Source organism: Bacillus sp. FSL L8-0654 (genome assembly GCF_038629965.1).
Lineage (GTDB): Bacteria > Bacillota > Bacilli > Bacillales > Bacillaceae > Bacillus > Bacillus safensis.
Genome location: NZ_CP152026.1, coordinates 2,047,340 through 2,060,563 on the forward strand (window position 1 = coordinate 2,047,340; position 13,224 = coordinate 2,060,563).

At 41.2% G+C, this 13,224-nt stretch carries 15 protein-coding genes; 1 reads left to right on the forward strand and 14 read right to left on the reverse strand.

The genetic code is table 11. The annotated features are described in order from the left end of the window. Window positions 1-10 precede the first annotated feature (10 nt). The 4 genes from der to MHH65_RS10355 all read right to left on the reverse strand — a co-directional run bounded on the left by der (window position 11) and on the right by MHH65_RS10355 (window position 3,105). Window positions 11-1,321 (reverse strand): ribosome biogenesis GTPase Der, encoded by a 1,311-nt coding sequence (gene der / locus MHH65_RS10340; RefSeq protein ID WP_024422815.1) that lies wholly within the window; start codon window positions 1,319-1,321, stop codon window positions 11-13. 159 nt (window positions 1,322-1,480) lie between these two features. Further along, window positions 1,481-1,675, reverse strand: a complete 195-nt coding sequence (locus tag MHH65_RS10345; RefSeq protein ID WP_008344527.1) for a hypothetical protein — start codon at window positions 1,673-1,675, stop codon at window positions 1,481-1,483. A gap of 6 nt (window positions 1,676-1,681) precedes the next feature. Next, the gene (locus MHH65_RS10350) at window positions 1,682-2,566 is read right to left on the reverse strand and encodes a YIEGIA family protein (RefSeq protein WP_024422816.1); all 885 of its coding nucleotides are present in this window, start codon (window positions 2,564-2,566) and stop codon (window positions 1,682-1,684) included. After that, entirely contained in the window at window positions 2,563-3,105 is a 543-nt protein-coding gene (locus tag MHH65_RS10355; protein ID WP_024428085.1) for a hypothetical protein, read from the reverse strand. Before MHH65_RS10355 ends, MHH65_RS10350 begins: the two co-directional genes overlap by 4 nt. Before the next feature lie 180 nt (window positions 3,106-3,285). Between MHH65_RS10355 and MHH65_RS10360 the strand changes: the two genes are divergently transcribed. Continuing rightward, on the forward strand, window positions 3,286-3,417 hold the full coding sequence (locus tag MHH65_RS10360; protein ID WP_073206119.1) for a YpzI family protein: 132 nt from the start codon (window positions 3,286-3,288) through the stop codon (window positions 3,415-3,417). A gap of 17 nt (window positions 3,418-3,434) precedes the next feature. On the opposite strand, the gene fni is transcribed toward MHH65_RS10360, so the two are convergent. From fni to MHH65_RS10410, 10 genes are all read right to left on the reverse strand, one after another. After that, a complete protein-coding gene (gene fni, locus MHH65_RS10365) occupies window positions 3,435-4,490 on the reverse strand; it encodes a type 2 isopentenyl-diphosphate Delta-isomerase (RefSeq protein WP_098677464.1) in 1,056 nt (351 codons plus the stop codon). 14 nt (window positions 4,491-4,504) lie between these two features. Continuing rightward, the gene (gene rpsA / locus MHH65_RS10370) at window positions 4,505-5,656 is read right to left on the reverse strand and encodes a 30S ribosomal protein S1 (protein WP_056767151.1); all 1,152 of its coding nucleotides are present in this window, start codon (window positions 5,654-5,656) and stop codon (window positions 4,505-4,507) included. 223 nt (window positions 5,657-5,879) lie between these two features. After that, window positions 5,880-6,557: a (d)CMP kinase gene (gene cmk / locus MHH65_RS10375; protein WP_024428083.1), complete on the reverse strand. Its 678-nt coding sequence runs from the start codon at window positions 6,555-6,557 to the stop codon at window positions 5,880-5,882. 71 nt (window positions 6,558-6,628) lie between these two features. Next, a complete protein-coding gene (locus MHH65_RS10380; RefSeq protein ID WP_024422820.1) occupies window positions 6,629-6,811 on the reverse strand; it encodes a DUF5359 family protein in 183 nt (60 codons plus the stop codon). A 63-nt stretch (window positions 6,812-6,874) separates the two neighbouring features. Further along, window positions 6,875-7,522, reverse strand: a complete 648-nt coding sequence (locus tag MHH65_RS10385) for a flagellar brake domain-containing protein (protein WP_041117839.1) — start codon at window positions 7,520-7,522, stop codon at window positions 6,875-6,877. 102 nt (window positions 7,523-7,624) lie between these two features. Then, window positions 7,625-8,974, reverse strand: coding sequence for a germination protein YpeB (gene ypeB / locus MHH65_RS10390; protein WP_024422822.1), 1,350 nt, complete (start codon window positions 8,972-8,974; stop codon window positions 7,625-7,627). A 16-nt stretch (window positions 8,975-8,990) separates the two neighbouring features. Then, the gene (gene sleB / locus MHH65_RS10395) at window positions 8,991-9,902 is read right to left on the reverse strand and encodes a spore cortex-lytic enzyme (protein WP_024422823.1); all 912 of its coding nucleotides are present in this window, start codon (window positions 9,900-9,902) and stop codon (window positions 8,991-8,993) included. Window positions 9,903-10,035: 133 nt separating this feature from the next. After that, window positions 10,036-10,692, reverse strand: coding sequence for a glutamic-type intramembrane protease PrsW (gene prsW, locus MHH65_RS10400; protein ID WP_024422824.1), 657 nt, complete (start codon window positions 10,690-10,692; stop codon window positions 10,036-10,038). Window positions 10,693-10,847: 155 nt separating this feature from the next. Further along, window positions 10,848-11,819 carry a YpdA family putative bacillithiol disulfide reductase gene (locus tag MHH65_RS10405; protein ID WP_024422825.1) on the reverse strand — a complete coding sequence of 324 codons (972 nt, stop codon included), beginning with the start codon at window positions 11,817-11,819 and terminating at the stop codon, window positions 10,848-10,850. A 124-nt stretch (window positions 11,820-11,943) separates the two neighbouring features. Next, window positions 11,944-13,218, reverse strand: a complete 1,275-nt coding sequence (locus MHH65_RS10410) for a Glu/Leu/Phe/Val dehydrogenase (RefSeq protein WP_007500982.1) — start codon at window positions 13,216-13,218, stop codon at window positions 11,944-11,946. Between the last annotated feature and the right edge of the window lie 6 nt (window positions 13,219-13,224).

Here is a 13,224-nt window from a genome sequence, read left to right on the forward strand (position 1 = left end):
CTCACCCTTTTTATTTTCTCGCTCTCGCAAATATTTTAATCGGTGTTCCTTCAAAACCAAATGCATCTCGAATGCGGTTTTCTAGGAAACGCTCATAAGAAAAGTGCATAAGCTCTGGATCGTTGACAAACACAACGAAGGACGGAGGCTTAATGGCCACCTGTGTTGCATAGTAAATCTTTAGGCGCTGTCCGTTATGGGTCGGCGTTGGATTCATCGCCACCGCATCCATGATGATATCATTTAAAATATTGGTTTGAACGCGCATTGCATGGTTTTCGCTTGCTGTGATAATGGACGGCATTAATGTATGAATTCTCTTTTTCGTAAGAGCAGACATAAACAAGACAGGTGCATAATCAAGGAATTGAAAATGCTCGCGGATGTTTTGCTCAAATTCCTTCATCGTACGCTCATCTTTTTCAACAGCATCCCATTTGTTCACAATGATGACAACGGCTTTACCAGCTTCGTGTGCATATCCAGCAATTCGTTTATCCTGCTCAATAATGCCTTCCTCGCCGTCAAGTACAACAGCGACAACGTCAGAGCGGTCAATGGCTTTTAATGCACGAAGTACACTGTATTTCTCTGTTGTTTCATATACTTTTCCTTTTTTCCTCATACCTGCTGTATCAACAATGACAAAGTCACGCTGATTGTACGTAAACATCGTATCGACAGCATCTCTTGTTGTACCAGCGATGTTACTGACAATGACGCGGTCTTCTCCGAGCATCGCATTCACTAAAGAAGATTTCCCTACATTCGGACGGCCAATTAAGCAGAACTGAACAACTTCTTCATCATATTGCGTATCCGGTAAATTCTTAAAATGTTCTGCCACTGCATCTAGCAGGTCACCAAGACCTAATCCGTGTGTTCCAGAAATCGGATACGGCTCGCCAAATCCGAGTGCATAAAAGTCATACACGTCGCTTCTCATTTCAGGGTTGTCCAGTTTATTGACAGCAAGTACAACTGGCTTTTTCGTGCGATATAAAATTTTTGCGACTTCTTCATCCGCAGATGTCACGCCATCTCGGCCATTCACCATAAAGATAATGACATCCGCTTCGTCCATTGCGATTTCTGCCTGATGGCGAATTTGCGCCAAGAATGGCTCATCTCCAATATCAATTCCACCAGTATCTATTAAATTAAAGTCATAATTTAACCATTCAGCAGAGCTATAGATTCGATCTCTTGTTACACCAGGTGTGTCTTCTACAATCGATATTCTTTCGCCTGCGATTCGATTAAAAATTGTAGATTTTCCAACGTTGGGCCTTCCAACAATGGCTACGACAGGTTTACCCATAGTACCCTTCCTTTCAATCCAGCCGCGATTCAATATGTTCATCATCATGTTTCAACCGGGATTTATAATTTTCATTCAGTTTTATGAAATAAACCCTTCAAACATGAAGGGTTCAACTTATATATTATATCAATTTTTAATCAGACCACAATGAATAACTTAAAAATGTTTGACAATCAAGTAAAGATCTTCTCCAATGCCGTGTGCAATTCCATCTAAAATGGCCTCTAAATTCATGGCATACATGTCGAGCTCTTCTTTATTTTCACAGAAAAAAACCGCTGTTCCGCCAATGACCCGCTCTTTATTTGTTGTTGCCACAGCCAATATAAATTGTTCAATGGTGTTCGCCATGCCCTATTACCTCACTTTCTTTTTAATGAAATCTGTCGGCATTCTTATGGCATTTTCTAAAATAGGCACCTCTTCTAATACACGGACAGCCAAATCTTCACGCTGCCATTGCGGTAAAATGAACACACCAAGTGTACCAGTATTCAGATCACGTTTTGCGAGCGGACAGAGCGATGGTTCACCAGAATCGCGGTACACGCCAAGCACGTTCGATAAATCAAATAAAATGGCTTGCCGCTGTCCAAGGTTAGCAATCGTTGTAGCAGAGTTGAAATTTTTCGGCGTCAAAATAAAGCCCATCCCATGCTCTAAAATGAGTTTTTGCTTTTCGGGCAACCCGATATTCATAATGTATATATCATTCACATAAAGCCCTGCCCCATCAAAGCGAAGTTCCCCTTTTTGAATGCTGACGATATCCTTTAATTGACTGCCTGACATTAATAGCTTTGCCATGAAAAAACAAAGAATACCGACTACTGTTCCAACAACAAGCGAGAAGAAAATACAGGCTGTCGTTGTAATAAGTGCAGTGAGAATCGCAATATAATTTCGACTTTCAAAGGCAATGGCAATGCCTTCTATATATGTACTGCCTCGTGAGACAAGCTCATACGAATCCATTTGGGTTAACGTATTTCTTTCCATATTTCGGACATCTCGAAATTGCGTGGCTGCCAAAGTGAGAAAGGTAATCGCTGTAAATTCCTCCTGAATTAGTGCAGGCATAATGATCGCACCTAATCCTGACGCAATAAAACCAAGTGCAATGTGAATCACTTGTCCATGAATATACGTAGGGTATTGCCGGTAATCCGTTCTTAACATGTAAAGTCTGGCCGCCATCCCAAAGATGACACCAATAATCACAGGAAACGTATAATCTGTCATGTTGATTTTGCAGCCCCTTTTACTGATTTTCTTGATGAACGGGCGTTCAAGAGCTTTTCAAACTGATCGACACCTAATAGGAAGACGGCTCCTTGTACAACGAAGGAAAGAAAAGAGAGATCCCCTATGACAATTGATGATGTGAGGCGGTGAATCGTCAGCGCATAAAGGGCTTCGCCAAGACATACTGACATCATCCATAAGGTGATTCTTTCCGTTAACGGCTGTCCATATGTCATACACATTAAGATCAGCAGGGCAAATACGACCCAATCCACCTTTATTATCGTGAACCAAACAGGGTCATATAATGCAAATATCATAAAAAAGGCATACGCACTCACCATCGAGCCCAATTGCATGATTCTCATCATTCGGTAACTAGGCCTGAATATGACGAAAGCAGCACATGCATATAAAAAAGTCATCAAGAAACCCGCATTGATGCTTATATCTAAAACGGATATCATGACATGACTGAATATAATATGGACAAGTACACAGAAGCCCAGCACGGTGCGCCACAAACTTTTTTCCATGATAAATGTCACCATAATCCAAACGAACCATATAGACCAATAATAGTACAAAGCCTCCAACGCCTCATCACCTCAATTACATTATGGGAAAATCTCCAATTTTTAAACATGCGGATCGTTACCGGCTTTGTATGAAATAAGCAAGAGGTGACACCCTAATAACCTGAGGAGGGATACATGATGGGAAAAGATAGACAGGAAAAGCGTTTAAAGGCGTCAAGAAGAGTGGAATCTGACCGCGATCAATCCATTCATCATAAGGGTGCAACAGCATTAGAAGGTCCAGAAAGCGCTCGAAAAAGAAATCAATAAAAAAAGGCATGTGATCATCACATGCCTCTCTTACTATAGTACGTTGTGTCAACGCCTCTTTCTTTGAGCCAATGACTTGTTTCCCCTGAGATCACAACTTGAGCCTGTCTCAGTTCTTCAATCGTCTTCACGCCAAGCACTGTCATCATCATCTTGATATCTTCTTGAAGTTCCATGATATCTGCGATGAGGCCGCTTTCTCCTCCACTGGTCAATGATTTTAAGAAAAATCCAGCTAGACCAGCAGCAGATGCGCCAAGAGCCATTGATTTGGTTACATCAAGAGCATCTTGAATACCTCCGGAGGCTAAAATCGTTTGATTCGGAAAGGCTGTATGTACTTCAGCAAGACTCGCTGCAGTTGGAATTCCCCATTGATCAAAATAACGAAGTGCTTTTTGGCGGCGGAGATTTTCAATCTTAGAAAAGTTCGTTCCACCAAATCCGCCTACATCAACGGCTGCAACCCCAGCATGGAATAATTTTCTTGCCGTCTCCTTGCTCATGCCAAATCCGACTTCTTTTACAACAACAGGCACACCAACAGATTCAACGATAGCTGCAATCCGCTCAAGCGCCCCTCTGAAATCGCGATCGCCTTCAGGCATGACAATCTCTTGGATGACATTCAGATGAATTTGGAGCATATTTGCCTCGAGCATGTTGACTGCTTCTTGAGCTTGCTTCATTGTCGCTTCACTGCCTAAATTCGCAAATACAATTCCATCCGGATTGACTTTACGAACGACTTCATATGTTCGTCTTTCTTCTTTATCTTTCAGTGCAGCCATTTGTGATCCAACTGCTACTGGTATATTGGTCTCCTTCGCTGCGATCGATAAAGAGCGGTTGATCTCATAGGTGGATTCTCCGCCTCCGCCAGTCATTGCATTGATAAAAATTGGCGAACCGAAAGTCAGTCCGCCAATTGTCGTATGTGTATCAATTTGTGATGTCGCAAGATCTGGTAAACTGGCGTGAACGAAGGAAACATCATCTAAACCTGTTGCTGCATGCTGGCCAGTGGACAGCGCATGCTCAATATGCTGCTTCTTTCTTTCTGCTCGCGTCAATTTTGATCACCAAATTATTTTAGTTTATTGAGTTTATCGCCGATCAGGTCACCAAGCTGGAAGCCGCTTGTGTTTTCTTCTTTCGCCTGATATTGACGATAATCCTCTTCGATTTGTTTTTCAGGATTTTCTTCTAAATCACGGATGCTTAGTGAAATGCGCTCTTCGTCTTCATTCACATCAAGCACTTTCACTTTCACAGTCTGCCCTTCTTCAAGGACTTCTTGCGGCGTGCCGATATGTTTATGAGAGATTTGGGAAATATGCACAAGCCCTTCTACACCTGGCAGAATTTCAACAAATGCACCAAAGCTCACAAGACGTTGAACGGTTCCTTCAAGCACATCACCTTGTTTTACCTTTTCACCAATTTGGCTCCAAGGTCCTGGTAATGTTTCTTTAATAGATAGTGAGATACGTTCGTTATCACGATCAACAGCAAGTACTTTGACCTTGACTTCCTGTCCTTCTTCTACTACGTCAGATGGCTTTTCAACATGCGCATGGGATAGTTGAGAAATGTGAACTAATCCATCAATGCCGCCAATGTCAACAAATGCACCAAAATCAGTAAGCCTCTGCACTTTACCATCAATCACACTGCCTACTTCAAGCTTTTGCAGGAAGTCTTGCTTTTTGTCTAATTGCTCTTGCTCAACGACTGCACGGTGCGAGAGAATCACGCGATTTTTTTCGCGGTCAAGTTCTACCACGACAAGTGAGAGTGTTTTCCCTTTGTAATCTGTGAAGTCTTCTACATAGTGTGCTTCTACAAGAGATGCAGGAATAAATCCGCGCACACCAATGTCAACGACAAGACCACCTTTTACAACGTCTTTTACTTCAGCTTCAAATACTTCTTTTGTGTCAAACTTTTTCTCTAGGTCTTCCCAAGCGCGGTCTGCATCAACAGCACGTTTAGATAAAATCAAAGCATCGTCTTCGACCTTTGTTACTTTAAGCTCTAACTCGTCGCCATCTTTCACGACATCTGATGCTTTTTCAACGTGAAGACTTGATAATTCACTGATTGGGATGATACCAGGTTGTTTCACATTGACGATATCTACATTGACATGCTTGTCCTCAACTTTAGAAACAATCCCTTTCACTACATCTCCAACCTCTGGTACCTGAACATCGATTTGATTCATTTCCTCTGTCATTTCGATAACCTCCTTGGTCCAAACCTACACAGCTTAGTTAAAACGACTGGGCGAATATGTGTCTTAAGCATGATGATTGCCAGCCGAATATGTATTATAGAAACATTCAAATCAATATAATTGCTTGAATGATCAATAAAAATAGTATTAGTATAAACTTCTAATAAAAGGCCTTGTTTGTCAAGAGATAAACCTCTAACTTATAAAAGTTTTCTAAAATTTCTTACTGTTTCTCCACGCGGTCTGCTGCATCTAAAATTTTCCCTGCCACCTCTTGAATAGAAAGGGAAGTGGTGTCAATTTCAATGGCGTCATCTGCTTTCTTCAAAGGTGAAACTTCGCGCTCAGAATCAAGCTTATCGCGTCTTGCAATCTCTTCGATCAGCTGATCGTAATTGACATCGTAGCCTTTTTTCTGATTCTCTTCAAAGCGGCGTTTTGCTCTTTCTTCTACTGATGCAAGCAAGAAAATTTTCACTTCAGCATCTGGAAGTACGTGAGTGCCTATGTCTCTTCCGTCCATAACGACGCCGCCTCGTTTGCCAAGCTCTTGCTGCCTGCGGACCATTTCTTCCCGAACAGCTCTGTGCTTTGCAACAACCGATACTTGGTTGCTTACGCGGTCTGTGCGAATATCCTCTGTGACATCCGTATTGTTTAGATGGACTTTTTGACCCTCGTCTGTTGTGACTAGTTCAATGACCGTTTTTTTCAGTAATGAATCAAGTGCCTGTTCGTCTTCAAGGTCTACACCTTGATTGAGTGCCGCAAGTGTAATCGCGCGGTACATAGCACCTGTATCAATATAAATATATGATTTTTTGGCTGCGACAATTTTTGCCACAGTGCTTTTGCCTGCTGCTGCAGGACCGTCAATTGCAATAGATAATTTCTTTTTCATAATACCTCTCCTTGATTGAATCTCCCTTATGAATTGTAACACGATCACCGCTCAAACGGGGGAATTTTCTATCAATCCTTCTGCTTAAACGTTTCAATCCATTCTTCAATGCTCATGTTGTTCACACCCTCATACTGCACGACTTTTGACAAAAAAAGTTCTCCTTTCGTCAAATGAAGTGTGATCTGAACGGTGAGCAATAAAACAAGCTGAATGAGCACCACTTTCAATAACCATCTTTCCATTGTCTTCATACAAAAAGCCTCCACGCTAGATTCTTTCCTCTCTAGTATGGAAGCTTTTTACACCCTTTATTCTTATGCTTTTTTCACACGTGTTAAAAGCTGCTGCTGGAAGCAGTATTTCATGATGTGCTGCTGGTGGTCATTTGTGATCTCTGAAAACTCCATGATCGCTCTTTTTTTGCCAGACTGTTCATCTTCATATACTCGATTCATCTCTGCAACCGCTTTTATTTTCACGGGCTCTTTTAGGGGAAGTTCAAACTCTGTGACCACTTCTCCATATTCTTTCAATGACACGCCCTCAGGAACAGAGATTGCTACGCCGCCAGCACTCATATTTACAATAAACGTCTCAAAGGCCTCTTCGTCCGTTTGCATGATCGTAGCTTTGACCATCGTATCCACTCTCAGATATTCTCTACGCTGAAGGCGAATCATTTCTTCTTTTGGCGGAATGGAAATGACAATCATCGGAATATCTTCTTTTCTTTTTCCGATGACTTCGCTTGTACATTTGTATGGAATTTGGTTTTCGTCAAAAAAGAAGACGGTGATTTCTGTTTGCTGGTTTAAGTAGATGGTGCGTCCCGTTTCTTTATCAGCTGGATAATTAATGCAAATATCATCGTTATTATTTTCCAAAACCTTCGATTTTGCTGTTTTCACTTCTTTGTTCTCATTGACATATTCGATTGTGATTGCATCCCCTATTTGTAACATTCCTCATCACTCTTTTCATCTGTGAAATCGTATCCTCTCCTATATTAAACCATGTCTAAAACAAAAGGAAAAGACTTATTAGCCTTTTCCTCGTTTCCTTTTCTATAGGTCTTTATATATAGGTTCTGCGTTTTTTAGTTTATCTACTCGTTCTTCTTTTCCAGTATCTGCATTAATGAACATGCGATACGTATCGTTTTTTATCGTTCCGAGGAACTCATAGCACAGAACTTCCTCTGACATATCATTTTGCACAATCGCTAAATGAGTATCTTCGATCTTTACATGCTGATTTAATGTTTTCTTCGCTTCTTTTTGCGAGATTTTAGGTGCTTTAATGTCTCGTGTTTTATGATTCGTTAAGTAATCCTTCGCTGAAAACCCAACAACCTCACCATCGTCCAATGCGACTTTCATGCGTATACTATCTGGATAAAGCAGAACATTTTTCTGAAGAGGAACATAGGTAAATACACCGATATTATCAAATTGTGCACTTTCATCTAAATGGAACGATTCTGTGTCAAACCCTTGCTTCTTTAGGAAGCTGAGTGCTTTTTCTGATGCCTCATTCAAACTGATTTTCTGTTTTTTCACGTCACGATTCTGAAGTAGGTAGACTGGGTGTCCTCCTTTTTCAGTTAAGTCTAGATAAAAGTTTGCATGGCTGTCTGGATCAGACATCGATAAGCTGTACACGTCGCGATTGGTTTTGCTGCCGCTTTTTCTCACTTTAAAATGTTGATTATGGTCTGGTGTGAATTGCTGTGCAATGCGGATCGCTTCTTTTTTTGAAATCTTATCGCCTTTTAAATGATTGTAGCCTTGTGTTTCTTTTTCTGTGGACACATTTGTAGGCCCAAGATCGACATCTGCAAATGCATCTGCATTTCTCTCGACTGTTTTCAGCCCGTCAATGATGGTGTTGTCGTTCTTTCGATCGCCGTCAGCGAGCGCCATTTCAACATCCATCCATTTTAAGTTTTTATTAAGTACGAGGTGCTGCACTTGTCTAAGTTCGTTTTGGATATCTGACGCTTGATTATATAGAGCTGTAATGGTTTTGTGCGTATCTTTATTTAATGGTTCATCTGATAAAGATTTGACTGATGATTTGTAGCTAAAATCTCCGACATTCGCCAGGAATTCTTCCGTTTTATTAAAAGGCATCAATGTAAGCGGGAGCTGGCTGACATTGTTATGCGCTTCTGATGACATTCTCCATACATCTGCAAGTGCTGGTGAGATGGATGTTTGGCTGTTCATCGCAAGTGTTGCGCCCAGTTTGTCATGCAGCTGATCCACCTGATACGTTAAATCATGGAATGCTCTTTGGTAGTTGTTCTCAGCATGAAGCAGTACGGCGTCTTTTTCTTGATGTTCTTTATAGCCCCAATAACCTGTTGAGATGACAGCAATTCCTAAAATAGCAATCAATATTCCTCTGATCATTTATTTACACCTCTTTTTATTCGCAGAATATATGTTTCCCGATTCGTTTAATTTGTGGTCTTCCCCAAATCCATGGACTTGTTGCTGTATCAGGATTAAAGTAATAGATGGCGCTCTCAGATGGATCCCAGCCATTGATTGCATCAAATACAGCTTTTTTTGCCGTTTCATCTGGCGTCATATAAAATTGCCCATCTGCTACAGCAGTAAACGCAAGCGGTTCAAAAATGACTCCTGCGATCGTATTTGGAAAGGTCGGATTGTTCAAACGGTTTAAGATAACGGCCGCGATGGCCACCTGTCCTTCATACGGCTCACCTCTTGCTTCACTGTACACAGCTTGCGACAAGAGCTGAATGTCATTACTAGAAAAACCACCAGGCATGTTGGCTGCTGTTTGTTTTGGTGTTTGATTTCCCTGCTGGCTGCCTGACTGATTGCCAGACTTCCCAGATGATCCACTTTGACTTTTTTGATTTTCGTTTGTACCTTGGGCTGTCTTTTTTTGCGAACTTCTTTGCGCAGGAGCCTTTGTTTGCTGATCAAGAGGCTTCCCGCCATAATGGGTAAACTGGTTCCCTTCCTGCAGCTGCTTTTGAACAAACTCTTTGTAGTATTTCGTCTTTTGAACTAATAAGCTTTTTGTTTTCTCACCTACAAGTCCATCGACCTTCTTCATGCCAAATTGGCTTTGAAAGTTGCGAACGGCCCAGTACGTTCCCCAGCCATAGACGCCATCGATTTTGCCATTGTAAAAACCATTGTATTGGAGCCGCGCTTGCAGCTCGACTACATCTTCTCCTGTTGCCCCGCGCTGGATGACTTGGGCGGTGAAGGCTTCACTTTTACTGGCTGTCAAAAGTGAAGACGCAAGAAGAACGATTGAGAAGATAAGAACAATTTGTTTCATGAAACGAGCTTTATCCATATTTGATCCTCCTGTACTTTGATGTTTGAATATATGTTTCTTCCGATCCCTATTTTTATACATTCAACACAGGAGAGAATTGGATGGAAAAGACAAAAAAACGCCCTATAAACAAATAGGACGTTTTCCAAAATTAAATTTGCACCATTTTTACCGCACGGGCTTTTTTTGCTTTCCTTAAACCAAACCACCATAAAAAAATCATGAACGGCACCATGATATATCCCCAGTTTTTCATCCCTAATAGAATGAAATCATACAGGCCGTGAAACAGCACAGGGAGCGTTAAAGAAAGAATCAGCCATTTGCGCTGCTCTTTTTTATCAGAGAAGCGGGCTTTTCCGATATAAAAACCCATCACAACACCAAATAATGCGTGACTTGATACAGGTAATAAAGCACGGGTAAACGCATATTCGACCCCGTGACCGACTAAGTAAAGGATATTTTCAAGTGTTGCAAAACCAAGTGAGACACTCGTTCCATACACAATTCCGTCATAGTGTTCGTCAAACTGGGCATGTGCATAAACGCTGACCATTAAAATAAACCATTTTAATGATTCCTCTAAAAAGCCCGACGTCACAAATGAAATCAAGATAGGGTTTGTTGCGATATTTTCCTCTTGAAGGACATATTGAATAAACATGGTTGGAAACACAAGTATGACACCTAGCATAAAAGATCTGATGACCATGTGAACCGGCTCATTGTCGTACTGATCTTTCAAATAAAAATAACTTAAAAGTGCGATGCCGGGAGCTAAACCTGCTGAGATGATTGCGATCATAACCAGACCTCTTTCCCTACATTATCCTTCATTATCGTACCATGATTTACCCTTTTTTTATATGACTCGGGCCCATTTTTCTAAAAATATCTTTCTATATAATCCCAATTTATATAAAAAAGAACCGAACCCCTTTGAAGGATTCAGTTCATTTTTTATCCGTTAATTCTTTTGTTGATTTCTTCTGCAATGAGTCCGCCATGAAATCTTCCATTTTCAATGAAAATTTCATTGGCATTATTTCCAGCAGCAATGACTCCCGCAATGAAAATACCTTCAACATTCGTTTCCATCGTCTGTTCATCAAATGCTGGACGGCCTGATTCTGGATCAATCGTGACACCCATTTTTTCTAAGAAAGAATGATCTGGATGATAGCCAGTCATAGCAAATACATAGTCACTTTTCACTCGATCCGTTTGATTTTGCTGGTTTGTAAAGATCACATCTTCTTCTGTGATTTCTTTCACCTGCGCACCAAACTCCATTCGAATTGTTCCATTACGGACAAGCGCTTCAAACTCTGGTAGTATCCAAGGCTTGATGCTGGATGAATATTCAGTTCCTCTATACAGCACAGTGACTCTGCTTCCGCATTTCACAAGTTCTAGCGCAGCATCCACACTGGAGTTCTTTCCGCCGATCACCGTCACATCTTTATCAAAATATGGATGTCCTTCTTTAAAATAGTGATATACGTGAGGAAGGTCTTCTCCTTTGACGTTCATATAGTTTGGATGATCATAGTAGCCAGTCGCAATGACGACGTAATCACATGAATAGTTGTCTTTTGATGTATTCACCGTAAAACGGCCATCTTGTTTTGTCACGGCGTTTACTTTTTCAAAAGCATGTACACGCAGTTTTTTTCGTCTGACGACCTCTCGGTAATAAGAAAGTGCCTGAATACGAACGGGCTTACGGTTCTCAGTAATAAAAGCGACATCACCGATTTCAAGCTTTTCACTTGTACTAAAAAAGGTTTGATGTGTTGGGTAATGATAAATACTGTTCACGACATTCCCCTTTTCAATCACAAGTGCATCAATCCCAATTTGCTTGAATGCGATGGCAGCTGATAACCCGCATGGGCCGCCTCCTATTATGATCGCTTTTTCTTGTTTCATTTGTTCCACTCCTGTCATTTCACTGCAATAACAATTGCTGGGCTGTTTGATTCTTTGTTCCATTCCATAAAAAAATCTCCTATTTAAGGATAGGAGATTTTAAGGCGCGATGCAAATCAGCCGCTTAAATCCAGCCTCTGAATCGAGAAGCTTCAGCCATTTTACGTACACCGACCATATATGCAGCAAGACGCATATCAATTCGGCGGTTTTGCGCCATTTCATAAATATTATTAAATGATTTCACCATCATATCTTCTAAACGAGTTTCAACTTCTTCTTCAGTCCAGTAAAACCCTTGGTTATTCTGAACCCATTCAAAGTAAGAAACAGTTACACCACCCGCGCTCGCAAGCACGTCTGGAACAAGCAGTACACCACGATCTGAAAGAATTTTGGTTCCTTCCAGTGTCGTTGGACCATTTGCTGCTTCTACGACAATTTTGGCTTTAATGTTTGCCGCATTATCTTCTGTGATTTGGTTTTCAATGGCTGCAGGTACTAAGATATCACAATCCAGCTCAAGCAGCTCTTGGTTTGTAATTGTATCGTTAAATAGTTTAGTGACGGTTCCAAAGCTGTCACGTCGGTCAAGCAAGTAGTCAATGTCTAGACCATCTTCATCGTATAATCCGCCGTATGCATCTGAAATCCCTACGATTTTTGCTCCAGCATCATACATGAATTTAGCTAAGTAGCTTCCTGCATTTCCGAATCCCTGTACGACAACACGAGCTCCGTTAATGTCAATTCCTTTTTTCTTCGCCGCTTCTTTGATGCAGATCGTCACACCTTTTGCTGTTGCAGTATCACGTCCATGTGATCCTCCAAGAACAATTGGCTTCCCTGTAATAAATCCTGGCGAGTTAAATTCATCAATTCTAGAATATTCATCCATCATCCATGCCATAATTTGAGAGTTCGTAAACACGTCTGGTGCTGGAACATCTTTTGTTGGTCCAACAATTTGACTGATGGCGCGAACATAGCCGCGGCTTAGTTTTTCAAGCTCTCTGAATGACATTTCTCTTGGATCACAGATAATACCGCCTTTTCCTCCGCCATAAGGAAGATCCACAATTCCACATTTTAAACTCATCCAAATTGAAAGCGCTTTTACTTCTTTTTCCGTAACGTTCGGGTGGAAACGGATTCCGCCTTTTGTTGGACCGACAGCATCATTGTGCTGTGCACGGTAACCAGTGAAAATTTTCACCGATCCATCGTCCATACGTACTGGAATTTTGACCGTTAATAGACGAATTGGCTCCTTCAGCAATTCATACACTTCCTGCGGATACCCTAATTTGTCAAGCGCTTTATGTATGACGGTTTGAGTTGACTTTAAAACATCTAGCTTATCTTCTGCGTTATGAGCGGCGTTTTGATCGGCTGCCATTAAAAT